At 62.4% G+C, this 26,257-nt stretch carries 20 protein-coding genes and 3 pseudogenes; 16 read left to right on the top strand and 7 right to left on the bottom strand.

The window, feature by feature from the left end; translation table 11 throughout:
* Positions 1–2 precede the first annotated feature (2 nt).
* Both lptG and lptF read right to left on the bottom strand, forming a co-directional pair.
* Entirely contained in the window at positions 3–1,076 is a 1,074-nt protein-coding gene (lptG, locus tag C1N62_RS15130; protein ID WP_137765031.1) for an LPS export ABC transporter permease LptG, read from the bottom strand.
* On the bottom strand, positions 1,076–2,173 hold the full coding sequence (gene lptF / locus C1N62_RS15135) for an LPS export ABC transporter permease LptF (protein ID WP_137764412.1): 1,098 nt from the start codon (positions 2,171–2,173) through the stop codon (positions 1,076–1,078). Before lptF ends, lptG begins: the two co-directional genes overlap by 1 nt.
* A gap of 282 nt (positions 2,174–2,455) precedes the next feature.
* On the opposite strand from lptF, the gene pepA reads away from it, so the two are divergent.
* The 6 genes and pseudogenes from pepA (at position 2,456) to C1N62_RS15165 (ending at position 10,291) form a co-directional block, all read left to right on the top strand.
* Positions 2,456–3,967 carry a leucyl aminopeptidase gene (gene pepA, locus C1N62_RS15140; protein ID WP_137764413.1) on the top strand — a complete coding sequence of 504 codons (1,512 nt, stop codon included), beginning with the start codon at positions 2,456–2,458 and terminating at the stop codon, positions 3,965–3,967.
* Positions 3,968–4,041: 74 nt separating this feature from the next.
* Complete coding sequence (locus tag C1N62_RS15145; protein WP_137764414.1) at positions 4,042–4,491, top strand: DNA polymerase III subunit chi; 450 nt, start codon at positions 4,042–4,044, stop codon at positions 4,489–4,491.
* A gap of 12 nt (positions 4,492–4,503) precedes the next feature.
* The gene (locus tag C1N62_RS15150) at positions 4,504–7,359 is read left to right on the top strand and encodes a valine--tRNA ligase (RefSeq protein ID WP_137764415.1); all 2,856 of its coding nucleotides are present in this window, start codon (positions 4,504–4,506) and stop codon (positions 7,357–7,359) included.
* Between the two features lie 134 nt (positions 7,360–7,493).
* Positions 7,494–7,996 (top strand): annotated as a pseudogene (locus C1N62_RS15155) (GNAT family N-acetyltransferase).
* Between the two features lie 9 nt (positions 7,997–8,005).
* Entirely contained in the window at positions 8,006–8,740 is a 735-nt protein-coding gene (locus C1N62_RS15160; protein WP_137764416.1) for a MurR/RpiR family transcriptional regulator, read from the top strand.
* A 114-nt stretch (positions 8,741–8,854) separates the two neighbouring features.
* A complete protein-coding gene (locus C1N62_RS15165) occupies positions 8,855–10,291 on the top strand; it encodes a 6-phospho-beta-glucosidase (protein ID WP_137764417.1) in 1,437 nt (478 codons plus the stop codon).
* A 53-nt stretch (positions 10,292–10,344) separates the two neighbouring features.
* On the opposite strand, the gene rraB is transcribed toward C1N62_RS15165, so the two are convergent.
* The gene (gene rraB, locus C1N62_RS15170; protein WP_137764418.1) at positions 10,345–10,770 is read right to left on the bottom strand and encodes a ribonuclease E inhibitor RraB; all 426 of its coding nucleotides are present in this window, start codon (positions 10,768–10,770) and stop codon (positions 10,345–10,347) included.
* Between the two features lie 170 nt (positions 10,771–10,940).
* On the opposite strand from rraB, the gene argF reads away from it, so the two are divergent.
* Complete coding sequence (gene argF, locus C1N62_RS15175; RefSeq protein WP_137764419.1) at positions 10,941–11,951, top strand: ornithine carbamoyltransferase; 1,011 nt, start codon at positions 10,941–10,943, stop codon at positions 11,949–11,951.
* A 142-nt stretch (positions 11,952–12,093) separates the two neighbouring features.
* Positions 12,094–13,794: an alpha-amylase family glycosyl hydrolase gene (locus C1N62_RS15180; RefSeq protein ID WP_137764420.1), complete on the top strand. Its 1,701-nt coding sequence runs from the start codon at positions 12,094–12,096 to the stop codon at positions 13,792–13,794.
* Between the two features lie 27 nt (positions 13,795–13,821).
* Here C1N62_RS15180 and C1N62_RS15185 read toward each other — a convergent pair whose 3' ends face one another.
* Complete coding sequence (locus C1N62_RS15185; protein WP_137764421.1) at positions 13,822–14,286, bottom strand: YhcH/YjgK/YiaL family protein; 465 nt, start codon at positions 14,284–14,286, stop codon at positions 13,822–13,824.
* 399 nt (positions 14,287–14,685) lie between these two features.
* Here C1N62_RS15185 and pyrB point away from each other — a divergent pair, with 399 nt between their 5' ends.
* From pyrB to C1N62_RS15220, 7 genes and pseudogenes are all read left to right on the top strand, one after another.
* Complete coding sequence (gene pyrB, locus C1N62_RS15190; RefSeq protein WP_137764422.1) at positions 14,686–15,633, top strand: aspartate carbamoyltransferase; 948 nt, start codon at positions 14,686–14,688, stop codon at positions 15,631–15,633.
* Between the two features lie 13 nt (positions 15,634–15,646).
* Positions 15,647–16,111, top strand: coding sequence for an aspartate carbamoyltransferase regulatory subunit (gene pyrI / locus C1N62_RS15195; protein WP_137764423.1), 465 nt, complete (start codon positions 15,647–15,649; stop codon positions 16,109–16,111).
* A gap of 76 nt (positions 16,112–16,187) precedes the next feature.
* On the top strand, positions 16,188–16,574 hold the full coding sequence (gene ridA, locus C1N62_RS15200; RefSeq protein ID WP_137764424.1) for a 2-iminobutanoate/2-iminopropanoate deaminase: 387 nt from the start codon (positions 16,188–16,190) through the stop codon (positions 16,572–16,574).
* Between the two features lie 227 nt (positions 16,575–16,801).
* Positions 16,802–18,238, top strand: a complete 1,437-nt coding sequence (locus C1N62_RS15205) for a circularly permuted type 2 ATP-grasp protein (protein WP_137764425.1) — start codon at positions 16,802–16,804, stop codon at positions 18,236–18,238.
* Complete coding sequence (locus tag C1N62_RS15210; RefSeq protein ID WP_137764426.1) at positions 18,232–19,158, top strand: alpha-E domain-containing protein; 927 nt, start codon at positions 18,232–18,234, stop codon at positions 19,156–19,158. The genes C1N62_RS15205 and C1N62_RS15210 overlap by 7 nt, the downstream gene beginning before the upstream one ends.
* Entirely contained in the window at positions 19,155–19,964 is an 810-nt protein-coding gene (locus C1N62_RS15215; protein ID WP_137764427.1) for a transglutaminase family protein, read from the top strand. The genes C1N62_RS15210 and C1N62_RS15215 overlap by 4 nt, the downstream gene beginning before the upstream one ends.
* A gap of 11 nt (positions 19,965–19,975) precedes the next feature.
* Positions 19,976–20,697 (top strand): annotated as a pseudogene (locus C1N62_RS15220) (peptidase); the annotation flags it as partial.
* 23 nt (positions 20,698–20,720) lie between these two features.
* On the opposite strand, the gene C1N62_RS15225 reads toward C1N62_RS15220, so the two are convergent.
* The 3 genes from C1N62_RS15225 to uxaC all read right to left on the bottom strand — a co-directional run bounded on the left by C1N62_RS15225 (position 20,721) and on the right by uxaC (position 24,364).
* The gene (locus tag C1N62_RS15225) at positions 20,721–21,260 is read right to left on the bottom strand and encodes a YgjV family protein (RefSeq protein ID WP_137764428.1); all 540 of its coding nucleotides are present in this window, start codon (positions 21,258–21,260) and stop codon (positions 20,721–20,723) included.
* A gap of 140 nt (positions 21,261–21,400) precedes the next feature.
* Entirely contained in the window at positions 21,401–22,891 is a 1,491-nt protein-coding gene (locus tag C1N62_RS15230) for a UxaA family hydrolase (RefSeq protein WP_137764429.1), read from the bottom strand.
* A 60-nt stretch (positions 22,892–22,951) separates the two neighbouring features.
* Positions 22,952–24,364, bottom strand: a complete 1,413-nt coding sequence (gene uxaC / locus C1N62_RS15235) for a glucuronate isomerase (protein ID WP_137764430.1) — start codon at positions 24,362–24,364, stop codon at positions 22,952–22,954.
* A 472-nt stretch (positions 24,365–24,836) separates the two neighbouring features.
* Between uxaC and C1N62_RS15240 the strand changes: the two are divergent.
* Positions 24,837–26,134 (top strand): annotated as a pseudogene (locus C1N62_RS15240) (MFS transporter).
* Positions 26,135–26,257 lie beyond the last annotated feature (123 nt).

Consider the following 26,257-nt stretch of genomic DNA (forward strand, 5'->3'; position numbering starts at 1 on the left):
TTTTAACGCCGTTTCAGCAGCAGGAACAGGCTGATGAGCAAAAACACCAGACTTGGCAGCAGCGCGCCAAGGATCGGCGGGATGCTGTAAACCAAGCTGAGCGGGCCAAAAATCTGATCCAGCACGTAGAACAGGAAGCCGAAGCAGATACCGGTCACCATCCGCACCCCCATCGGCACGCTGCGCAGCGGCCCGAAGATGAAGGAGAGCGCCATCAGCATCATCACTGCCACCGAGAGCGGCGAGAAGATCTTGCTCCACATATTGAGCTGGTAACGGTTGGACTCCTGCCCGCTCTGCGTCAGGTACTTGATGTAGTTGCGCAGGCCGCTGATGGAGAGCGCATCCGGGTCCAGTGCCACCACGCCTAGCTTGTCTGGCGTCAGATTGGTCTTCCAGACGCCGTTGAGCGTCTGGTGGCCGGTGATGAACTTGCCGCCCAGCCCTGACTCATCCACCTGTGACAGCTTCCACTCGCGCGCCTCACTGTCGAAGGCCGCGGTAGCGGCGTAACGCACCGACAGCAGGTGGTTCTCTTTGTCAAAGTGGTAGATGTTGACGCCCGACAGCTCATTGTCGCCATTCAGCCGCTCAATGAAGATGAAGTCGTTGCCATCCTTCGCCCACAGGCCGCTCTGGGTAGAGAGCAGCGAGCCGCCATACATCATCTGCGCGCGGTAGTTACGCGCCATCTGCTCGCCCTGCGGCGCGACCCACTCGCCAATCGCCATCGTCAGCAACACCAGCGGGATGGCGGTTTTCATCACCGAGGCCGCAATCTGCATCCGCGTGAAGCCAGAAGCCTGCATCACCACCAGCTCGCTGCGGGTTGCCAGCGTGCCCAGCCCCAGCAGCGCGCCGAGCAGCGCCGCCATCGGGAAGAAGATCTCGATATCCTTCGGCACGCTCAGCAGGGTGTAGAAGCCAGCACCCGTCGCCGAGTAGCCGCCCTGCCCCACTTTACGCAGCTGGTCCACGAACTTGATGATGCCGGAGAGCGACACCAGCATGAACAGCGTCATCATGATGGTGTTGAAGATGGTCTTGCCAATATAGCGATCCAGTACGCCAAACATCATGCCGCTCCTTTAAACCGGGCGCGCAGGCGGCGCATCGGCACCGTGTCCCACGCGTTCAGCCCCAGCGCCAGCGCCAGATAGAGGGCGTTGGTCGCCCACATCCACACCAGCGGGTCCAGCTTGCCTTTCGCGCCGTTGGAGCGCAGCGAGCTCTGCAACAGGAAAAAGATCAGGTAGAGCAGCATCGCTGGCAACATGCTCAGCACGCGGCCCTGACGCGGGTTCACCACGCTAAGCGGCACCACCATCAGCGCCATCAGCAGCACGGAGACCACCAGCGTCAGCCGCCAGTGCAGCTCGGCACGGGCGTCCGGGGTGGTCGCCTGCCACAGCTGCGTCATGCTCATCTGCTCCGCCTCGGTGCTGTTGTCCACGCTCACCGCCTGATGGCCAATCACCGCCAGATAGTTATTGAAGTCCGTGACGCGGAAGTCGCGCAGCATCGCGGTGCCCTCATAGCGGGTACCTTGGTTGAGCGTCACCGTCTGGGAGCCATCCTCGCGCTGCTCCATATGGCCACGATCCGCCACCACCACCGACGGGCGCTGGTTGCCGTTTGGCCGCAGCTGCGCCAGAAAGACGTCATGGAACTCCTTGCCCTTGACGCTGCCGACAAACAGCACCGCGTTGCCATCCTGTGAGGACTGGAACTGCCCCTCCACCAGCGCCGCCATGCTGGGGTTGGCTTTCGCCTCCGCCAGCACTTCGTCCTGATGCTTGGATGACCACGGGCCAAGCCAGAAGGCGTTGCCTGCCGCCAGAATGGCAGTAATGAACGCCAGCAGCAGCGCCGCCACCACCAGCACTTTTTTGCCCAGGCCGCAGGCATGCATCACGGTGATTTCACTTTCGGTATAGAGCTTGCCGAGTGTCATCAGCAACCCGAGGAACAGGCTGAGCGGCAGGATCAGTTGCGCCATTTCAGGCACACCCAGCCCCATCAATGAGAGGACCAGATTTGTTGGGATATCGCCATCGACGGCTGCGCCCAGCACCCTGACCAACTTCTGACAGAAGAAGATCAGCAGCAGGATAAACAGAATCGCAACCTGGCTCTTGAAGGTTTCCCGTACCAGATATCTAATGATGATCACGCTTAATACGCCTGTGAAAACTTGTCTTTTTGCAGGAAAATCGCTAGTTTCTTCGCTAATCCGCCATTTATTCTCATCATATGGCAACCTTCACAGCTAAAATAGCATTAAAACATCTTGTGTTAGGGTGCCCTATAGGAACACGCCTATAGCCGCCAAAAACAGAATAAATTACGCCGTTCAGGTTAACATACGCAGTTAACACAATGACGAGAGTTTGTTACGGAGAGCCTCATTCTAGCCCGTAGCTCCCGTCCTTGTCTTTAAGATTCAGGAGAGTGCATGGAGTTCAGTGTAAAAAGCGGTAGCCCGGAAAAGCAGCGCAGTGCCTGTATTGTAGTCGGGGTTTTTGAACCTCGCCGCCTGTCGCCCATCGCCGAGCAACTCGACAAAATCAGCGATGGCTACATCAGTGCCCTGCTGCGCCGCGGCGAGCTGGAGGGCAAGGTGGGCCAGACGTTATTGCTCCACCATGTGCCCAATATTCTCTCCGAGCGCATCCTGCTGATTGGGTGCGGCAAAGAGCGCGAGCTGGATGAGCGCCAATACAAACAGGTGATCCAGAAGACCATTAACACCCTCAACGACACCGGGTCGATGGAGGCGGTCTGCTTCCTGACCGAGCTGCACGTCAAGGGCCGCAACACCTACTGGAAAGTGCGTCAGGCGGTAGAAACGGCGAAAGAGTCGCTCTATACCTTCGACCAGCTCAAAAGCAACAAAGTTGAGCCGCGCCGCCCGCTGCGCAAAATGGTGTTCAACGTGCCGACCCGCCGTGAGCTGACCAGCGGCGAGCGCGCCATCCAGCACGGGCTGGCCGTGGCCGCTGGCGTGAAGGCCGCCAAAGATCTCGGCAACATGCCGCCGAACATCTGCAACGCCGCCTACCTCGCCTCGCAGGCGCGCCAGCTGGCGGATGCCTTCAGCACCAACATCACCACCCGCGTCATCGGCGAGCAGCAGATGAAAGAGCTGGGGATGAACGCCTATCTGGCGGTGGGCCAAGGCTCGCAGAACGAGTCGCTGATGTCCGTCATGGAATATAAGGGCAACCCGAACCCGGATGCTAAGCCCATCGTGCTGGTTGGCAAGGGCCTGACCTTCGACTCCGGCGGCATCTCCATCAAACCAGCCGACAGCATGGACGAGATGAAGTACGACATGTGCGGCGCGGCGGCGGTCTACGGCGTGATGCGCGTAGTGGCCGAGCTGAACCTGCCGCTGAACGTGGTGGGCGTGCTGGCGGGCTGTGAGAACATGCCGGGCGGGCGCGCCTTCCGCCCCGGTGACATCCTCACCACCATGTCCGGCCAGACGGTGGAGGTGCTCAACACCGACGCCGAGGGCCGTCTGGTGCTGTGTGACGCCCTGACCTACGTCGAGCGCTTCGACCCGGAGCTGGTGATTGACGTGGCAACCCTGACCGGGGCCTGCGTGGTGGCGCTGGGCCACCAGATCACCGGGCTGATGTCCAACCACAACCCGCTGGCGCACGAGCTGATCAGCGCCGCCGATCTGGCGGGCGACCGCGCCTGGCGCCTGCCGCTGCATGAGGAGTACCAGGAGCTGCTGGACTCCAACTTCGCGGACATGGCGAACATCGGCGGCCGCGCCGGTGGCGCCATCACCGCGGGCTGCTTCCTGTCGCGCTTCACCCGCAAATATTCGTGGGCGCACCTGGACATCGCTGGCACCGGCTGGCGTTCCGGCAAGGCCAAGGGCGCCACCGGCCGCCCGGTGGCGCTGCTGACCCAGTTCCTGCTTAACCGCGCTGGCATGAACGGCGACGAGTAACCGCCCTGCCGCCGGGCCTCGCCCGGCGGCATCGCCCCACCCGCCGCCCGCCCCACCCGACCAATGGCAACGCAATGAAAAACGCAACCTTCTATCTTTTGGAGAGTGAGACCGCCGAGGATGGCATGACGGCCCATGAGGCGCTGGCCTGCGATCTGGCCGCCGAGCGCTGGCGCGCCGGTAAACGGGTGCTGATCGCCTGTGAAGACCAGCAACAGGCGCAGCGGCTGGACGATGCCCTGTGGCAGCGCCAGCCGGAGGCTTTTGTGCCGCACAATCTGGCGGGCGAAGGGCCGCGCTACGGCGCGCCGGTGGAGATCTGCTGGCCGGGCAAACGCGGCAATGCGCCGCGCGATCTGCTGATCAGCCTGCTGCCGCAGTTCGCAGATTTTGCCACCGCTTTCCATGAAGTGATAGACTTCGTTCCTTATCCCGAATCCCTGAAACAGTTGGCGCGCGACCGCTATAAAGCCTATCGCAGCGTCGGCTTCCATTTGACCACGGCCCAGCCGCCAACTCACTGACATACAAGCGAAATGGAAAAGACATATAACCCGCAAGACATCGAGCAACCGCTCTACGAGCATTGGGAGCAGCAGGGCTACTTCAAGCCGAACGGCGACAGCAGCCAGGAGAGCTACTGCATCATGATCCCGCCGCCGAACGTCACCGGCAGCTTGCACATGGGTCACGCCTTCCAGCAAACCATCATGGACACCATGATCCGCTACCAGCGTATGCAGGGGAAAAACACCCTGTGGCAGGCAGGCACCGACCATGCCGGTATCGCCACGCAGATGGTGGTTGAGCGCAAGATCGCTGCGGAAGAGGGTAAAACCCGCCATGACTATGGCCGTGACGCCTTCATTGACAAGATCTGGCAGTGGAAAGGCGAGTCCGGCGGCACCATCACCCGCCAGATGCGCCGTCTGGGCGACTCCGTGGATTGGGAGCGCGAGCGCTTCACCATGGATGAGAGCCTCTCCGAGGCAGTGAAAGAGGTGTTCGTGCGCCTCTATCAGGAAGACCTGATTTACCGTGGCAAGCGTCTGGTGAACTGGGATCCGAAACTGCGCACTGCCATCTCTGATCTGGAAGTGGAGAACCGCGAGTCGAAAGGCTCCATGTGGCATATCCGCTACCCGCTGGCCGACGGCGTGAAGACCGCCGAGGGCCTCGACTATCTGGTAGTCGCCACCACCCGCCCGGAGACCCTGCTGGGTGACACCGGCGTGGCGGTCAACCCGGAAGATCCGCGCTACAAGGATTTGATCGGCAAAGAGATCATCCTGCCGCTGGTCGGCCGCCGCATCCCGATCGTGGGTGACGAGCACGCCGACATGGAGAAAGGCACCGGCTGCGTGAAGATCACCCCGGCGCACGACTTCAACGACTATGAAGTGGGCAAGCGCCACGGCCTGCCGATGATCAACATCCTGACCTTCGATGGCGACATCCGCCAGGTGGCCGAGGTGTTTGACACCAATGGCCGCGAGAGCACCGCCTGCGACAACGCCATCCCGGCGGCGTTCCAGAACCTCGAGCGCTTCGCTGCCCGCAAGGCAGTGGTCGCGGCCATCGAGGAGCTGGGCCTGCTGGAGGAGATCAAGCCGCACGACCTGACGGTGCCTTACGGCGACCGCGGCGGCGTGGTGATCGAGCCGATGCTGACCGACCAGTGGTACGTGCGTGCAGACATACTGGCGAAACCGGCAGTTGAAGCGGTTGAGAACGGCGACATCCAGTTCGTGCCGAAACAGTACGAGAACATGTACTTCAGCTGGATGCGTGACATTCAGGACTGGTGCATCTCCCGTCAGCTGTGGTGGGGCCACCGCATCCCGGCGTGGTATGACGAGGCGGGCAACGTCTACGTCGGCCGCACCGAAGAGGAAGTGCGCCGCGAAAACAGCCTGGATGCCGCCGTCGCGCTGCGTCAGGATGAAGACGTGCTGGACACCTGGTTCTCCTCCGCGCTGTGGACGTTCTCCACCCTCGGCTGGCCGAACCAGACCCCAGACCTGAAAGCCTTCCACCCCACCAGCGTGGTGGTGAGTGGCTTCGACATCATCTTCTTCTGGATCGCGCGCATGATCATGATGACCATGCACTTCGTGAAGGATGAGGATGGCAAGCCGCAGGTGCCGTTCCACACCGTCTACATGACCGGCCTGATCCGCGATGAAGAGGGCCAGAAGATGTCCAAGTCCAAGGGCAACGTGATTGACCCGCTGGACATGATCGACGGCATCTCGCTGGAAGACCTGCTGGAGAAGCGCACCGGCAACATGATGCAGCCGCAGCTGGCGGAGAAGATCCGCAAGCGCACCGAGAAGCAGTTCCCGAACGGCATTGAGCCGCACGGCACCGACGCCCTGCGCTTCACGCTGGCGGCACTGGCTTCCACCGGCCGCGACATCAACTGGGACATGAAGCGCCTTGAGGGTTACCGCAACTTCTGTAACAAGCTGTGGAACGCCAGCCGCTTCGTGCTGATGAACACCGAGGATCAGGATTGTGGCCTGAACGGCGGCGAGCTGCGCCTGTCGCTGGCGGATCGCTGGATCCTGGCGGAGTTCAACCAGACGGTGAAAGCCTACCGCGAGGCGCTGGACAGCTACCGCTTCGATCTGGCCGCTGGCGTGCTGTATGAGTTCACCTGGAACCAGTTCTGTGACTGGTATCTGGAGCTGACCAAGCCAGTGATGAACGGCGGCAGCGAAGCCGAGCTGCGTGGCACCCGCCACACGCTGGTCACCGTGCTGGAGTCGCTGCTGCGTCTGGCACACCCGATCATTCCATTCATCACCGAGACCATCTGGCAGCGTGTGAAGGGGCTGAAGGGCATCACTGCTGACACCATCATGCTGCAACCCTTCCCGGCGTATGACGCCGAGCAGGTGGATGCGCAGGCGCTGGCCGATCTGGAGTGGATCAAGCAGGCGATCATCGCCGTGCGTAACATCCGCGCCGAGATGAACATCGCGCCGAGCAAGCCGCTGGACGTGCTGCTGCGTGGGGCGGATGCCGCTACCCAGCGCCGGGTGAATGAGAACCTGAGCTTCATCAAGTCGCTGGCCCGTCTGGAGAGCATCACCCTGCTGGCCGATGGCGAGAAAGGCCCGGTCTCCGTCACCAAACTGGTCGAAGGCGCGGAGCTGCTGATCCCGATGGCCGGTCTGGTGGACAAAGCCGCCGAGCTGGATCGTCTGGCGAAGGAAGTGGCGAAGCTGGATGCGGAAGTGAGCCGCATTGAGGCCAAGCTCTCCAACGAAGGCTTTGTGGCGCGCGCGCCGGAAGCCGTGGTCGCCAAGGAGCGCGAGCGCCTTGACGCCTGCGCACAGGCGAAAACCAAGCTGCTGGAGCAGCAGGTGACCATCGCCGCGCTCTAAGCCTGACCGCCGTCAGTGAAAAGCCAGCCTTCGGGCTGGCTTTTTTATTTTGCATTTCCGATGGTTTGCGTAATAGTAACCGGATCCACCGGCAGCCCCGCCGGCCCCTTTTTTTCCTTTTCGAGTAGAGTGCCATGACCATTGCAACGCCTTCCCGTGTCGTCGTCCGCCCGCTGACAGAACAGGACAACGCCGCCATCGCCCGCGTCATCCGCACGGTCTCCACGGAGTTTGGCCTCACCGCCGACAAGGGCTACGCCGTGGCTGACCCGACGCTGGATGACCTCCATGCCGTCTACCGCCAGCCGCGCAGCGTCTACTGGGTGGTGGAGGCGGATGGCGAGATCGCCGGCGGCGGCGGGCTGGCCCCGCTGGCAGGCGCGGAGCCGGGGCTGTGCGAGTTGCAGAAGATGTACTTTATGCCGGTGCTGCGCGGCCAGGGGCTGGCGAAACGGCTGGTGCTGGATGCGCTGGCGTTCGCCCGCACCCAGGGTTTCACCCACTGCTATCTGGAAACCACCGCCTGCCTCAATCAGGCCATCGCGCTCTATGAACGCCTCGGCTTTGAGCACATCGATGGCCCGCTCGGGCCACCGGCCACGGCGACTGTGAAGTCACCATGCTGAAAGCGCTGTAGGGCCGCCGGATGTTCAGCTACCAGGAAGTGTCCCGCCTGAATGAGCTGGAGCTGTTGGTCTACCACTATGTGCTCAAGCACCGCCAGCAGGTGATCTACATGACCATCCGCGAGCTGGCGGAGGAGGTGGGCGTCTCAACCACCACCATCCTGCGCTTCTGCAAAAAGATGGGCTACGCCGGTTATTCGGAGTTCCGCGTGCGTTACAAGCTGTTCCTGCAACAGGAGCAGGCGGCGGTACCGGCCTTTGGCATCAGCGAGCTGATTCACTATTTCCGCAGCATCGATAATGTGGAATTTGACCAGCAACTGAATGCCGCCGCCGCCATGATTGCCGAGAATGAGCGTATTATTTTTGTCGGTGCTGGCACCTCTGGCACCCTCGGGAAATATGGCGCGCGCTTCTTTTCCAACCTCGGGAAATTCAGCACCCACATCGACGATCCCTATTATCCGGTCAACAGCGACATGTACCGCAAGGCGGTGGCGATTATTCTCTCCGTCTCGGGCGAAACCCACGAAATGCTGCGCATTGCCAGCCAGTTCCGCCTGCACCAGTGCCGGATCATCAGCATTACCAATGGCGATAGCTCCTCGCTGGCACAATTGGCCGACATGAATATTGCCTACCATATGCCCTCGGTGCTGTTGCCGGGCCACCACAATATTACCACCCAGATCCCGGTGATCTATATTCTGGAAACCCTCGGCAAAAAAGTCGCGCAGGTGGCACCGCTGCCTTAAAAAACAACCTGTTATCGGGGCGTGACATATTACCCGGCGCGTGCCTTGTTATATCGTGACTTTATTTTTTGTTTTTGCCAGACTCGGATTTATTTCCAGATGGAGCGGTTCACAATGGCAAAGCAGGGTTTACCAGATGATTTCCTGTGGGGCGGCGCAGTGGCGGCGCACCAGGTTGAGGGTGGCTGGGATCAGGGCGGCAAGGGCATCAGCATTGCCGACGTGCTCTCCGGCGGCGCGCATGGCGTGGACCGGGTGATCACCGACGGCATCCAGGAGGGATACCGCTACCCGAACCATGAGGCGGTCGATTTCTACCACCGCTACAAAGAGGACGTGGCGCTGTTTGCCGAGATGGGCTTCAAGTGCTTCCGTACCTCCATCGCCTGGACGCGCATCTTCCCGCGCGGCGACGAGCTGGAACCCAACGAGGCGGGCTTGCAGTTCTACGATGACCTGTTCGACGAGCTGCTGAAATATGGCATCGAGCCGGTGATCACCCTCTCCCACTTTGAGATGCCGTGGCATCTGGTGAAGGAGTATGGCGGCTGGAAAAACCGCAAGCTGGTGGAGTTCTTTGTGCGTTTCAGCGAAGTGGTGATGACCCGCTACCAGCACAAAGTGAAGTACTGGATGACCTTCAACGAGATCAACAACCAGCGTGACTGGCGCTACCCGCTGTTCGGTTACTGCTGCTCCGGCGTGGTCTTCACCGAGGAGCCAAACCCGGAAGAGACGATGTATCAGGTGCTGCACCACCAGTTCGTCGCCAGCGCCAAAGTCGTCAAACTCGGCCACCAGATCAACCCGGCCTTCAGCATCGGCTGTATGCTGGCCTGCGTGCCGATCTACCCCTACTCCTGCCACCCGGATGACATGATCTACTCGGTGGAGGCGATGCGCTCACGTTTCCTGTTCACTGACGTGCAGGTGCGCGGCTACTACCCGGCCTACATCCTGAAGGAGTGGGCGCGCCGTGGCTTCACCATCCAGATGGAAGAGGGCGACGCGCAGATCCTGCGCGAGGGCTGCACCGACTACATCGGCCTGAGCTACTACATGAGCAACGCCGTATCGGCCCACACCCTCGGCGACACCGATGACATCGTCAGCTTCCCCGGCAGCCTGCCGAACCCGCACGTCAAGGCCTCCGACTGGGGCTGGCAGATTGATCCGGTGGGCCTGCGCTATTCGCTGAACGTGCTCTATGAGCGCTACCAGAAGCCGCTGTTTATCGTTGAGAACGGCTTTGGTGCCATCGACAAACCGGGCGACGACGGCCAGATTCAGGATGACTACCGCATCGCCTATCTGAAGTCGCACATCGAGCAGATGAAAAAAGCGGTGATTGAGGATGGCGTGGAGCTGATGGGCTACACCCCGTGGGGCTGCATCGACTGCGTCTCCTTCACCACCGGCCAGTACAGCAAGCGCTACGGCTTTATCCACGTCGACAAATATGATGACGGCAGCGGCACCCTGGCGCGCTCGCGCAAGGCCAGCTTCGGCTGGTATCAGCAGGTGATCGCCAGCAACGGCGAGACGCTGTAAATCGCAGGCAAGAAAAAAGGCGCCACCGGGGCGCCTTTTTTTATCGCGGGGAATCAGTGGCGTTTGCCGTCATCTTCCTCGTCGATGAAGTCCTCATCGTCATCATACTCGTCGCCTTCGCCGTCCGGGTCTTCAAAGTAGGTGCCCCAGCCGTCGTAGTTGACGTTGCAACGCTCTGCCAGCGCCACCAGCTGCTCGACCTGTGCGTCGATGATCTCGGCGTTCAGCGCCACTTCGCTGATCACGTCGCAGCACATCAGGCGGGTGCCATCCTCAACTTCCAGCTCCTCGGCGTCGGTCACTTCATAACCCAGCTTGAAGGCTTCAACGGCGGCCTGCTCCAGCACCTCGAACTTCTCCGCAGAGAGGTGGTGCTCAATGGTGTAGAGCGCATCGGGATCGCTGCCATCATCCAGCAGTTCTTCGATGATCAGACGGGTTTCTTCACGCTGTTCGTCCAGCAATTCGCGGTTTGCCATGCCTAAGTCCTCAGTCAGTGGGCGTGTCTGCTCGCATTCTCCCACAGCGCCGCCCCCGCCTCCACCACAAACGTGAAAGATTTGTTTGCCGGGGTTGTAATTGCATATTCATACATATAGAGTGAATTTTAATTCATATTAATCTGATGATCAGCATGGAGATCCACGCGATGAGTTCACTCTATAAACGTCACTTCCTCCGGTTACTTGATTTCACCCCGGCCGAGCTGGAGAGCCTGCTGGCGCTGGCGGCACGGCTGAAAGCCGAGAAAAAACAGGGCACCGAAACGCCCCACCTGCGTGGCAAGAACATTGCGCTCATCTTCGAAAAAGACTCGACCCGTACCCGATGCTCTTTCGAAGTTGCCGCATTTGACCAGGGCGCGCGCGTCACCTATCTCGGCCCCAGCGGCAGCCAGATTGGCCACAAGGAGTCGATCAAGGACACCGCGCGCGTGCTGGGGCGGATGTATGACGGCATCCAGTACCGCGGCCACGGGCAGGCGATTGTCGATACGCTGGCGCAGTATGCTGGCGTGCCGGTCTGGAATGGCCTGACCGATGAGTTCCACCCGACGCAACTGCTGGCCGACCTGCTGACCATCCGCGAGCACCTGCCGGGCCGCCCGTTGCAGGGGGTGAAGCTGGCCTATCTGGGCGACGCGCGCAACAACATGGGCAACTCGCTGCTGGAGGCGGCGGCGCTGGCTGGGCTGGATCTGCGGCTGGTGGCCCCAAGCGCCTGCTGGCCGGAGGCGGCGCTGGTGGCCGAGTGCAAGGCGCTAGCGCAGGCGCGCGGCGGTGACATCACCCTGACCGAGGATCGCGCCGCGGGCGTCGCGCAGGCCGATTTCCTCTACACCGATGTCTGGGTGTCGATGGGCGAGCCGAAAGAGGTGTGGCAGGAGCGCATCGCGCTGCTGCGTGACTATCAGGTCAACAGCGCGCTGGTGCAGGCCACCGGTAACCCGCAGGTGAAGTTCCTGCACTGCCTGCCCGCGTTCCATGATGACCAGACCACCCTCGGCAAGCAGATGGCCGAACAGTATGGCCTGCATGGCGGCATGGAAGTGACGGATGAGGTATTTGAGTCGCCGCACAGCGTAGTGTTCGATCAGGCCGAGAACCGCCTGCACACCATCAAGGCGGTGATGGTCGCCACCCTCAGTGCCGAGGCGTAATTTCCCCTTAGGCGGCGTGGGGTTAGCCCCCATGCCGCCTGCCGCGCAGTCACATTGGCTTGCACTTTTCCGCTGCTTTTTCCGCCGTTCCGCTTAATTCTCGACTACCCTTTTCCAGACAGCAGCCGAAGAGGGAGAGGTCATGAGCGCCAACAAACTGGAATTTGCGCAACGGTTAGAAAAACTGCTCGGCAACATCTATCCGCGTGAACACATTGCGCACCTGTTGAGGCAGATCTTCCGGCTGGTTGCCAAGTGGCAGTATGGCAAGCACGCCAATCCGCACTGGGTGGATGGCAACAGCATCTACCTGATCACCTACGGGGACAGCATCCACCACGGCGACGAGAAGCCGCTGGCGACGCTCAACCAGTTTGCCCGCAAATATTTCGACGGGCTGGTGACGGACATCCATATCCTGCCGATGTACCCCTACAGCTCGGACGACGGTTTCAGCGTGATTGACTACCGCCGCATCGACGAGCGGCTGGGCGGCTGGGGCGACCTGAAGGCGCTGTCGCAGAACTTCAACCTGATGTTTGACTGCGTGATCAACCACGTCTCACGCTCCAGCGAGTGGGTGCACGGCTACATGCATGGCGACCCGCACTTCGACAACTACCTGATCGCCGCCAACCCGGCGCTCGACTACAGCCGGGTGGTACGCCCGCGCTCCTCGCGCCTGCTGACACCGATGACCAAGGCCAATGGCGAGCTGGTCTACCTCTGGACTACCTTCAGCGACGACCAGATCGATATCAACTTCCACAACCCCCAGGTGTTGCTGGAGAGCATCGATATCCTGCTGCAATACGCCGCCAGCGGCGGGCAGTCGATCCGTCTGGACGCCATCGGCTACATCTGGAAGGAGCCGGGCACCCGCTGCATCCACCTGCCGCAGGCGCACAACATCATCAAGGTGTGGCGCACGGTGCTCGACTACGTGATCCCCGGCACCCGGCTGATCACCGAAACCAACGTGCCGCACCATGAGAACATCAGCTACTTCGGCCACGGCGACGAGGCCCACATGGTCTACCAGTTCCCGCTGCCGCCGCTGACGCTGCACGCCTTCATGCGTCAGGACACCACGGTGCTGACCAAGTGGGCACACGGCCTGAGCGCCGAGGCGCGCTACCCGGAGACCACCTACTTCAACTTCCTCGCCAGCCATGACGGCATTGGCCTGCGCCCGACCGAGACCTTCCTCGACGATAGCGAGCGGCAATTTATGGCGGCGGAAGTGATTCGCAAGGAGGGGCGTGTTTCGCACAAGGACAACGGCGACGGCACCTTCTCCCCCTATGAGCTGAACATCAACTACCTCAGCGCCCTGACCGAGAAGCAGGACAACAACGCGCTGAAGGCGAAAAAATTCATCGCCGCGCAGTCGCTGCTGCTGTCGTTTGTCGGCGTGCCGGCGCTCTACTACCACAGCCTGCTTGGCAGCGAGAATGACGTCGAGGGGATGCACCAAGCGGGGATCAACCGCCGCATCAACCGGCAGAAGCTGGAGGCGGACAAGGTGGAGCAGGAGCTGGCGAACCCGGAGAGCCTGCGTGCGCTGGTCTACAACGGCCTGCGTAAGCTGATTGAGCTGCGCCGCGCCCACCCGGCCTTCGCCCCGGCTTCTGGCCAGCGGGTGCTGGATCTTGGCACTGCGCTGTTCGGGCTGGAGCGCTACGACCCGAAAAACGAGGATCGCATCAGCTGCGTGATCAACGTGACTGACCACAAGGTGGAGCTGGAACTGGATGAGGTGGGGCAGGAGCTGATCACAGACACGCCGTTCAACGGCAAGATGACGCTGACGCCCTGGCAGGTGGTCTGGATCCGCCACTGATGCGGCGGCGCGCCGCCGCACCTGCCACTAGAGCGCGCTGACGCGCATTTTCACCACCGCCTTGCGCACCGGGGCCGGTTCGCCCACCGCGCAGAGCGGCTTGTGCACCTCGCCGGGGTAGAAGACCACGAAGTCACCGGCCTGTAACACCAGATGCTTCTCCTGCTCGCCGTGAGGCAGGAAAGCGATGTCCTTCTCCGCCAGCCAGTCGGTCTCCGGCTGGCGCGCTGGCAGGGTGCTGAATGCCATCCCCTCCTGCCCGCGCAACACGATCTGGATGTCCAGATACTGGGCGTGGTACTCGGCGCGGCGCGCGTTGGCCGGGGCGGTCATCTCCTCGGAGACCAGCACAAACACATCCTCGCCGCACACCGTGTGCTTGCCGAGCGGGGTCTGCTCCGTGATCTGCTGTTTGACATAATCGATGGCCGCGCAGAGCGGCGCGGGCAAGTAGGGCAGTTGCGCCAACGCATAGATGTTTCCGGTAATCATGGTATCCCCTGGTTAAAATGAAAAGGCGTTTCATTATAACCCAGGGTGCGGCGGGCATTGGGATCGGGCTAACGTTTTCAGCCGATGGCCAGATGGCCGGATGTCGCCGGACAAACGGTTGCGTTGTGGCAAAAGTGAGAACTTTCATCTTGCAGAGTCACACGGCGTGCGTATAATGCGCCCCAATTTGCCGGGAGAGATCATGAGAAACGCCGCGTTTTCTGTTGCCGCACATCGCCAGAATGCCCTGCCCCAACCGGGGCGCGCCGCCGTTTTTCCTCCCGTTGCCCCGATCGTAGAACGCCCCTCATTGAGGGGCTTTTTTTTGCCTGCGATCCGGCGGCAGAACCCCATGCCCCACCAACCGGCATCCCTGCGGGGAGACACAGGAGAGCGACAATGGCCAATCCGCTATACCAAAAACATATCATCTCGATTAACGACCTGAGCCGTGAGGAGCTGGAGCTGGTGCTCGACACCGCCGCCGCGCTGAAAGCCCGCCCGCAGCCGGAGCTGCTGAAGCACCGGGTGATCGCCAGCTGCTTCTTTGAGGCCTCTACCCGCACCCGCCTGTCGTTTGAAACCTCGATGCACCGGCTGGGTGCGTCGGTGGTGGGGTTCGCCGATGGCAGCAACACCTCGCTGGGCAAGAAGGGCGAGACGCTGGCGGACACCATCTCGGTGATTGGCACCTACGTTGACGCAATTGTGATGCGCCACCCGCAGGAGGGCGCGGCGCGCCTCGCCACCGAGTTCTCCGGCGGCGTGCCGGTGCTCAACGCCGGTGACGGCGCGAACCAGCACCCTACCCAGACGCTGCTCGACCTCTTCACGATCCGCGAGACGCAGGGGCGGCTGGAGAACATCAGCATCGCGATGGTCGGCGACCTGAAGTATGGCCGCACCGTGCACTCCCTGACGCAGGCGCTGGCGAAGTTCAGCGGCAACCGCTTCTACTTCATCGCGCCGGACGCACTGGCGATGCCGGAGTACATCCTCACCATGCTGGAGGAGCGCGGCATCACCTACAGCCTGCACACCAGCATTGACGAGGTGGTGCCGGAGCTGGACATCCTCTACATGACCCGCGTGCAGAAGGAGCGCCTCGACCCCTCCGAGTACGCCAACGTCAAGGCGCAGTTCGTGCTGCGCGCCGCTGATTTGGCCGCCGCGCGCGATAACCTGAAGGTGCTGCACCCGCTGCCGCGCATCGACGAGATCACCACTGACGTTGATAAGACCCCCTACGCCTGGTACTTCCAGCAGGCTGGCAACGGCATCTTCGCCCGCCAGGCGCTGCTGGCGCTGGTACTGACCCCTGAACTTCCCGCTGACCTGACCGCCTGAAGGAGCCGACCCCATGACCCACGACACTAAACTCCAGGTTGAAGCCATCAAGTGTGGCACGGTGATTGACCACATCCCGGCGCAGGTTGGTTTCAAGCTGCTGTCGCTGTTCAAGCTGACCGAGACCGAGCAGCGCATCACCATCGGCCTCAACCTGCCCTCCAACGCGCTGGGGCGCAAGGATATCATCAAGATTGAGAACACCTTCCTGACCGAGCAGCAGGTGAACCAGCTGGCGGTCTACGCGCCGAATGCCACCGTCAACCGCATCGACGACTACGAGGTGGTGGGCAAGATCATGCCGAGCCTGCCGGAGCAGATCCACGGCGTGCTGCGCTGCCCGAACGGCAACTGCATCAGCCGACGCGAGCCGGTGGCCTCCAGCTTCGCGGTACGCGCGCGCGGCGCGGAAGTGTTGTTGAAGTGCAAGTATTGCGAGAAGGAGTTTGGCCGCCAGGTGGTGCTGAACAACGACTGAGGCGGGCGCCGGTTGTGCAGTGCGCCACCGGCTCCCTATAATGCCCTGAACCTTCCCTTACCCAATAGGAGATATCATGTCCCGTACCATCAGCACTGAGCTTGCCCCCGCCGCCATCGGCCCCTATGTCCAGGGCGTGGATCTCGGCAGTATGATCATCACCTCCGGCCAGATCCCGGTCTGCCCGAAAACCGGCGCCGTCGCCGATGACGTGGCCGCGCAGGCGCGCCAGTCGCTGGAGAATGTCAAGGCGATCGTGGAACAGGCTGGCCTGAAGGTGGCAGACATCGTCAAGACCACGGTGTTCGTGAAAGACCTGAATGACTTTGCCACCGTCAACGCCGCCTATGAGGCGTTCTTCAATGAGCATGACGCCCCGTTCCCGGCGCGCTCCTGCGTGGAAGTGGCCCGCCTGCCGAAAGACGTGAAAATCGAGATTGAGGCGATCGCGGTTCGCCGCTGATGCCTGCGCGTGCCGCGCCCGCGGCACGCTTCCCCTCCCCCGCGCGTTTTTCCCGCCCCCGTCCATACTTACCCCGTTGCCCCGGCGCAACGCATACCCCGCCCCTGACGCACTGAAACGGTGCCCACGACGGGTCACGGCCGCGCATTTTCCTGCTTTCCGCCCCTTGGCACGCTTTATGCGTGGGATAACGTATCCCTATGGCCTGTGTTGTCAGTGAGGTGAGAATGATAACGATCGACCTGTCCGCTTCACCGTTTTTTGATGAGATGCTGCTGGCGGAAGGCCGCCACCGCAGCCATTACGACGCCTACTGGCAGTGGCTACAGCGGGCTGACCAACAGGCGGTGCAGCGCAAGCGGGAGGAGGCGGCGCTGCTGTTCCACCGGGTGGGCATCACCTTCAACGTCTACGGCGAGGATGATGGCGCGGAGCGCCTGATCCCGTTCGACAGCGTGCCGCGCATCATCCCGGCAGCGGAGTGGCAGAAGCTGGATCGCGGCATCCGCCAGCGGGTGCAGGCGCTCAACGCCTTCCTGCATGACATCTACCACGACCAGAAGATCCTCAAGGCAGGCATCGTGCCCGCCGAGCACATCCTCGCCAATGACCAGTACCAGCCCTGTATGCAGGGGGTGAAGCTGCACCGCGACATCTACGCCCACATTGCGGGCATCGACATGGTGCGCAACGGCGACGGCGAGTACTACGTGCTGGAGGACAACCTGCGCACCCCCTCCGGCGTCTCCTACATGATGGAGAACCGCAAGATGATGATGCGCCTCTACCCGGAGCTGTTCGCCGAGCAGCGCATCGCGCCGGTGGAGCGCTACCCCTCGCACCTGCTGCAAACCCTGCGCGAGAGCTCGCCGGTCAATGACCCGACGGTGGTGGTGCTGACGCCCGGCCGCTTCAACAGCGCCTACTTTGAGCACAGCTTTTTGGCGCAGCAGATGGGCGTGGAGCTGGTGGAGAGCATCGACCTGTTCGTCAAGGATGGCGCGGTGTTTATGCGCACCACTGCTGGCCCCTGCAAGGTGGATGTGATCTATCGCCGCATTGATGACGCCTTCCTCGACCCGCTGGCGTTCCGCGCCGACTCGATGCTCGGCGTGCCGGGGCTGCTGTCGGTCTACCGCGCGGGCGGCGTGGTGCTGGCGAATGCCATCGGCACCGGCGTGGCCGATGACAAATCGGTCTACCCCTTCGTGCCGGAGATGATCCGCTACTACCTGGCGGAGGAGCCGATCCTCAACAACGTGCCGACCTGGCAGTGCCGCCAGCCAGCGGATCTCGCCTATGTGCTCGACCGGCTCGACCAGATGGTGGTGAAGGAGGTGCACGGGGCAGGCGGCTACGGCATGTTGATTGGCCCGGCCGCCAGCAAGCAGGAGATCGCCAACTTCCGCGACCGGCTGCTGGCGCGGCCAGAGAACTACATCGCGCAGGAGACGCTGGCGCTCTCCACCTGCCCGACCTTCGTTGAACAGGGGCTGGCCCCGCGCCACATCGACCTGCGCCCCTTCGCCCTGACCGGCGCGGAGATCCGGCTGGTGCCGGGCGGCCTGACGCGGGTGGCGCTGGCCGCTGGCTCGCTGGTGGTGAACTCGTCACAGGGTGGCGGCACCAAGGACACCTGGGTACTGGAGGATGACGCATGTTAAGCCGTACAGCCAGTGAACTCTATTGGATGGCGCGCTATCTGGAGCGCGCGGAGAACACCGCGCGCATCCTCGACGTCACCAACAAACTCTCCCTGATGCCGCTGCGCGCCGACCACCGCACCGACCTCCAGGTGCCGCTCAACATCAGCGGCACGCAGGCGCTGTTTGACGCCAACTACCCGCAGCTCAGCATGGCGAACCTGCTCGACTTCTTCGCCCTCAGCAACCTCAACCACAGCAGCATCTTTAGCTGTATGCAGATGGCGTGGAACAACGCCCACGCAGTGCGCGGCAGCCTCTCCTCTGAGGTGTGGGAGGCGATCAACGCCTCCTGGATTGAGATGAAGCTGATCCGCCGCAAGGGGGTGGCCGCCGTCGGCGCGGACGCCTTTTTCGACTGGGTGAAGGAGCGCTCGCACCTGTTCCGTGGCGCGACCTTCGGCACCCTGCTGCGCAATGACGCGCTGCACTTCATCCGCCTTGGCACGCTGCTGGAGCGCGCCGACAGCACCGCGCGGCTGCTCAGCGCCAAAGAGCGGCTGCTGCATGACAATGACCCGGTGCGCGAGTACTACCGCATGGAGACCCTGCTGCGCGCGGTCAGCGCCCGCGAGGCCTACCACAGCCTCTACAAGCAGCAGTACACCCGCGAGGCGATCGCCGAACTGCTGATCCTGCGCGATGAGTTGCCGCGCTCGCTGCTGGCCTGCGTCAGCGACATGATGGCGCAACTGGCGCAGATTGATGGCCCACAGGGCAACCCGGCGCGGCGGCAGATCCATGCGCTGCACGCCGAACTGCAATTCAGCACGCTGGAGGATGTGCTGGCACCGGGGCTGGATGGCTGGCTGACGCAGTTCCTCTCCCAGCTCAGCGGCATCGCCGACAGCATCCACCTCACCTACCTGGAGGCACAATGAGACTGAACGTCAACCACCAGACCCACTACACCTACGCCCAGCAGGTGCGGCGCAGCACCCAGTACCTGCGGCTGACGCCGCGCGACTCCAGCCACCAGCACATCCTCGCCTGGCAGCTCAACCTGCCAGCGGAGGCGGTGGAGACCACTGACGCCTACGGCAACGTGCTGCACGTGCTGACGCTCGACCACCCGCATCAGGCGATCACCATTCAGGCGCAGGGCATCGTGGAGATTGAAGACAACGTGGAGGATGACGATCAGGGGCCGCTGTCGCCGCTGGTGTTCCTGCGCCACAGCCCGCTGACCCAGCCGGACACCGCGATCCGGGCATTCGCCAGCCGTTTCCACGCCGCCCACGGCAGCCACGGCGCGCTGTGCGACATGATGGGCGAGCTGCTGGAGCGGATGCCCTACACCCCCGGCGCCACCAGCGTCAGTGACAGCGCCAGTCAGGCGTTTCAGGGCGGGCACGGCGTCTGCCAAGACCATACCCACGTCTTTCTGGCCTGCTGCCGCAGCCTGAACATTCCGGCGCGTTACGTCAGCGGCTATCTATACTCACAGGACACCGCGCACGTGGCGACCCACGCCTGGGCCGAGGCGTGGCTGGAGGGCCACTGGCAAAGCTTTGACGTGACCAACAACACCTGCCGGCCCAACCAGCACCTGAAACTGGCGATTGGCGTCGACTATCTGGACGCCTGCCCGGTGCGCGGCATCCGCCTCGGCGGCGGCTCGGAGGAGATGCACGCCGTGGCGGCCGTCCAGTCGCTGGATGGCGGGCAGTCCCAATCCCAATCCTGAAAGGGCATGATATGACCTATTGCGTGGCCATGCGGCTGGCGGCCGGACTGGCGTTTGTCTCCGATTCGCGCACCAACGCGGGGTGGATCACATCTCCACCTTCCGCAAACTGCACGTATTCCACCAGCCCGGCGAGCGCCTGCTGGTGCTCCAGAGCGCTGGCAATCTGGCGACCACCCAGAGCATCATCAGCCTGTTGCAGCGGCGCTGCCTCGACCCGGAGCAGCGCAACATGATGAACGTCCATTCGCTGTATGACGCCGCCACCATGCTGGGCGAGACGGTGCGGGAGGTGATCGCGCGTGACAGCGCCAGCCAGCAGGATGGCACCACCGACTTCACCTGCAACCTGCTGCTCGGCGGCCAGATCCACGGCGAGGAGCCGCGGCTGTTCCACATCTATCCGCAGGGCAACTTCATTGAGGCGACGCATGACACCCCCTACTTCCAGGTGGGCGAGAGCAAATATGGCAAACCGATCATTGACCGGGTGCTGACCTACGACACCCCGCTGGAGCAGGCAATGCAGTGCGCGCTGATCTCGATGGACTCCACGCTGCGCAGCAACCTCTCGGTAGGGTTGCCGCTCGACGCGTTGCTCTACCCGAATGACAGCTTCAGCCTGTCGCAGCAGTACCGCATCACCGAGCAGCACCCCTACTTCGAGGCGATCCGCAAGGGGTGGAGCGAGGGGCTGATGAACACCTTCACCCAACTGCCGCCACTGGCGCTCGAGCCGGGGGTGGGCGCTAGCCGTCACGACTTCTGCAACGCCTTCTCGGTTTCAAAGGGATCGATGCCGCGCTGTTGCAGGCGGTAGAAGCGGAGGATGGTGTAGCCGTTGACCAGCAGGAAGCTGCCCTCAATCAGCGAACCGCCGATGGAGCCGAGCCAGATGTTGTGCGCCACCCAGCAGCAGGTGGAGCACCACATTACGCAGCGTGTGGTCAGGCCCGAGGTGCGGAACAGTGCCCAGGTACTGATGGTGGTGCCGCAGATCGGCAACAGCTCCATCAGGTGATGGGCGTTGGTCAGGCCGAGCACCAGCGTGATAAGGATAAAGAGCCACATCACCCCGAGGTGGCGGGTGCGCAGCGCCACCAAGGTGCGGGTAGCGCTCAGCCAGGCGCTGAAGGCGGCGGAGTGGCCGCCCATCAGGAACAGGTGCGCGCCAATCATGGCGCTGTAAATGGCCAGCTGCTGCTTGAAGCGGCGATCGTTGCGGTTAAAGAACATGGTGATGCCCACCAGAAAGGCCACCACCCCCACACCCTGCGCGAACCAGTAAAACGTCATACACCCTGCCTTGCCACTACGACCAAAAGAAAACGGCGCCCCGCAAGGGAGCGCCGGTTTTGAAACGCTGTTCTTATTTTAAACAGCCCTGCCCGGTGTGACAAACCGATCGCGCCGCTGGCAGGGGCAGATCGTGCGATCTAGAGCGTGACGCCGCTTTTGAAGATCGCCAGCTCGCGGAAGTCGTTCTTCTCGTTGCAGGTCTGCCGGCCCTCGGCGATCGCCACGATCAGATCGATGAAATCCTCCAGCAAACGATCCATCGGCATACCGTGGATCAGCCGCCCGGCGTCGAAGTCGATCCAGTGCGGCTTCTTCGCTGCCAGCTCGCTGTTGGTCGCCAGCTTCACCGTCGGCACAAAGCCGCCGTAGGGGGTGCCGCGGCCAGTGCTGAACAACACCATGTGGCAGCCCGCGCCAGCCAGCGCGCTGGTGGCAACCGCGTCGTTGCCCGGCGCGCTCAGCAGGTTCAGCCCCGGCGTTTTCAGTCGTTCGCCATACTTCAGCACGTCCGCCACCTGGCTCTGCCCGGCCTTCTGGGTACAGCCCAGCGACTTCTCCTCCAGCGTGGTGATGCCGCCCGCCTTGTTGCCCGGCGAGGGGTTCTCGTAGATCGGCTGGTTGTGGGCGATGAAGTAGCGCTTGAAGTCGTTGACCATGCTGACGGTCTTGCTGAAGGTCTCCTCGTCGCGGCAGCGGCTCATCAGGATGCGCTCCGCGCCGAACATCTCCGGCACTTCGGTCAGCACCGAGGTGCCGCCGTTGGCGATCACGTAGTCCGAGAAGCGCCCCAGCAGCGGGTTGGCGGTGATGCCGGAGAGGCCATCCGAGCCGCCGCACTCCAGCCCAAACTTCAGCTCGCTCAGCCGCCCCTCGACGCGCGTGTCGTCGCGCATCACCTGGTACAGGTCGCGCAACTGCTCCAGCCCGGCCTCCACCTCATCATCCTGCTGCTGACAGACCATAAAGCGCACGCGTGACGCGTCGATCTCGCCCAGCGTGCTGCGGAACACATCGACCTGATTGTTCTCACAGCCCAGCCCAATCACCAGCACCGCGCCAGCGTTGGGATGGCGCACCATGTTTTGCAGCATGGTGCGGGTGTTCTCATGATCCTGCCCGAGCTGCGAGCAGCCGAGGGTGTGGCCGAACAGGTGCACGCCGTCGATCCCCTCCGCGTCGTGCGTCTCTTTCAGGAAGCGGGTCTGGATCTGGCGGGCGATGCCGTTGACGCAGCCCACGGTCGGGATGATCCACAGCTCGTTGCGGATCCCTACCGCGCCATTGGCGCGACGGTAGAGCTTCACCGGCCGATCCGCTGGCTGCGGCGGCAGCGCGGCAAACTCCGGCTGGTACTGGTACTCATCCAGATCGCTGAGGTTGGTTTTGGCATTCTGCGAGTGAATATGCTCACCGGCGGCGATCGCCACCAGCGCATGGCCAATCGGCAGGCCGTACTTGATGATGTGCTCGCCAGCGTCAATCGGGCGCAGGGCGAACTTATGCCCACGCGCCACCGGCTGCGGCAGGGCCAGCGGCTGGTCATCCAGCGACACCTGCTCACCGGCCTCCAGATCGCGCAGGGCGACGGCGACATTGTCTAGGGCGTGTATTTTTATTGTGCTTTGCATAGTGGTCATTTCCCGGCCGACGCCAGACAGAGAGAGGGGCGGAGCGATCCGCCCACAGGATCAGTTCAGTTCAATGGCAAAGTAGCGCTTCGCGTTATCGAAGCAGATCTCCTGCACCATGTTGCCCAGCAGTTGGATATCAGCCGGTGCCTCGCCATCCGCCACCCAGCGCCCCATCATCTGGCAGAGCACGCGGCGGAAGTACTCATGGCGCGTGTAGGAGAGGAAGCTGCGGCTGTCGGTCAGCATCCCGACAAAGCGGCTGAGCAGGCCGAGGTTGGCAAGCTGCGTCATTTGGCGCTGCATCCCATCCTTCTGGTCGTTGAACCACCAGCCGGAGCCAAACTGCATCCGGCCCGGCTCGCCCTCGCCCTGGAAGTTGCCGACCATGGTGCCAATCACCTCGTTGTCACGCGGGTTGAGGCAGTAGAGGATGGTCTTCGGCAGGTTGCCCGCCTCGGCCTGCGCGTCCAGCAGCCGGGAGAGCGGCTCCGCCAGCGGCTGGTCGTTGATGGAGTCAAAGCCAGTGTCCGGCCCCAGCGTGCGCAGCATCCGGGTGTTGTTGTTGCGCAGCGCGCCGATGTGGTACTGCTGCACCCAGCCGCGGCGCTGGTACTCGCCCGCAAGGAACAGCAGCACGGCGGTCTTGAACTGCGCCAGCTCCTGCGGGTTGGGCAGTGTGCCATCCAGACGGCGCGCCAGAATGCCATCCAGCGTCGCCTCGTCGGCGCGGGCGAACAGCACCACGTCCAGCGCGTGGTCTGACACCTTGCAGCCGTGGGCGGCGAAGTGCTCCAGCCGCACTTTCAGGGCATCACAGAGCTGGCTAAAGCGTGAGATGTCCGTGTCCGCCGCCGCGCCAAGGCGCGTCAGGTAGTCGGTGAAGCCGGGCGCGTCGATGTTGAACGCCTTGTCTGGCCGCCAGCTCGGCAACACCTTGATGTCAAAGCTGCCGTCGTCGGCAATCGCCTTGTGGTGCTCCAGCGTGTCGATCGGGTCATCGGTGGTGCCGACCATCTTGACCTTCATCTGCTGCATGATGCCGCGCGCGCTGAATTCCGGTTGCGCCAGCAGCGCGTTGCCCTGCTGCCAGATCCCCTCCGCCGTCTCCCCGTTCAACAGGGTGCCGGTGATGCCGAACGGGCGGCGCAGCTCCAGGTGCGTCCAGTGGTAGAGCGGGTTGCCGATGGTGTGCGGCACGGTCTGTGCCCACGCGAGGAACTTCTCCCAGTCGGAGGCGTCGCCGGTACAGAAGCGCTCGGCCACGCCGTTGGTGCGCATCGCCCGCCACTTGTAGTGGTCGCCCTTCAGCCAGATGTCGTACAGGTTCTTGAACTGATAGTCCTGAGCGATCTGTTCCGGCGGCAAGTGGCAGTGGTAGTCAAAGATCGGCTGGTCCTTGGCATAGTCGTGGTAGAGCCGACGGGCAAATTCAGTATCGAGCAGAAAATCTTCAGTCAAAAATGACGACATAATCAGTTCCTCACCTTACGTTCCACACGGGATCCGTCTCACGGACAAAGTTATCACACCAATTTCAGAGGGCGTCCAGCGCTTTTTTAGCTTATGCCTCTGCCATGCCGCCCAGTGTAAAAGGCATAACCGCTGTAAAATCAGAGGCCGATCACAAAAAACCACACCGAAAGCGTTTCTTTCGTGAGTCTGCTAATGCTTAGCCGGCGTAAAAATGCGAATTGTGATGTCACTCAACTTTTAAATCTGTATGACAAGTTAAGGTGCTTGCGTTTTAGGCAACGACCCGCGCCGCTTACCTGCCACGGTGGCACGGGTCGTTCTCCTTTCCGGTGCGATGCAGGCGGTACGTACCGGCCGGGGGCCACTGGCCCTCTCAACACAATAATACGAAGCGCCAGCGGCCACGGTCGCTGTGTCCGGGGCCGCGGTCGCGGCACCCATCGCCTAACAGAGACTGGGAGTGTGTTATATGCGTAAGATCAAAGGGCTGCGCTGGTACATGATCGCACTGGTGACCATCGGCACCGTGCTCGGTTACCTGACGCGCAATGCCATCGCCGTTGCCGCACCAACCCTGGAGGACACGCTGCACATCACCACGCAGCAGTACTCCTACATCGTGGCGGCCTACTCCGCCTGCTATACCGTCATGCAGCCGGTGGCCGGCTATATTCTGGATATCCTCGGCACCAAGGTCGGCTACGCCATGTTCGCTGTGCTGTGGGCGGTGTTCTGCATGTGCACCGCGCTGGCGAATAGCTGGGGCGGACTGGCGCTGGCGCGCGGCGCGGTCGGCATGGCTGAGGCGGCAATGATCCCGGCCGGCCTAAAGGCCAGCAGCGAGTGGTTCCCGGCCAAGGAGCGCTCGATTGCCGTCGGCTACTTCAACGTCGGCTCCTCCATCGGCGCGATGATCGCCCCGCCGCTGGTGGTGTGGGCGATTGTCGCCCACAGCTGGGAGATGGCATTTATCATCACCGGCGTGCTGAGCCTGATCTGGGCAATCTGCTGGCTCATCTTCTATAAGCATCCGAAAGACCAGAAAAAGCTGAGCGCGGAGGAGCGTACCTACATCCTCGATGGGCAGGAGGCGCACCACCAGACCACCAACGGCAAGAAGATGAGCGCCTGGCAAATCGTGCAAAACCGCCAGTTCTGGGCATCGCGCTGCCGCGCTTTTTGGCCGAACCGGCATGGGGCACCTTCAACGCCTGGATCCCGCTGTTTATGTTCAAGGCCTACGGCTTCAACCTGAAAGAGATCGCCATGTTCGCCTGGCTGCCGATGCTGTTCGCCGATCTCGGCTGCATCGTTGGCGGCTACCTGCCGCCGCTGTTCCAGCGGGTGTTTGGCGTTAACCTGATCGTCTCGCGCAAAATGGTGGTGACGATGGGCGCGGTGCTGATGATTGGCCCCGGCACCATTGGCCTGTTCACCAGCCCCTACGCGGCGATCGCGCTGCTGTGCGTCGGCGGCTTCGCCCATCAGGCGCTCTCCGGCTCGCTGATCACCCTCTCCTCGGATGTGTTTGGCCGCAACGAGGTGGCGACGGCCAACGGCCTGACTGGCATGGCAGCATGGACAGCCAGTACCCTGTTTGCGCTGGTGGTGGGCGCGCTGGCCGACACCCTCGGCTTCAGCCCGCTGTTCGCCGCGCTGGCGGTGTTTGACCTGCTGGGCGCGGTGCTGATCTGGACAGTGCTGCAAAACCGCCCGGCCCAGCCGCCCGCGCCGGTCAGCGAGCTGCCGGTCACTGCCAAGGCGTGATGATGCTTCCCTACCCGGCCAAGGCCGGGTTTTTTGCACTTTTATGACCGCAGGTCATAGGCTGGGCCAAGCCGCTGGGCTATAGTAAAGTGGTATAACAAGTTACCGCGCCGGAACGCCTGA

Origin of the sequence: Nissabacter sp. SGAir0207 (genome assembly GCF_005491205.1) — a bacterium.
Lineage (GTDB): Bacteria > Pseudomonadota > Gammaproteobacteria > Enterobacterales > Enterobacteriaceae > Chimaeribacter.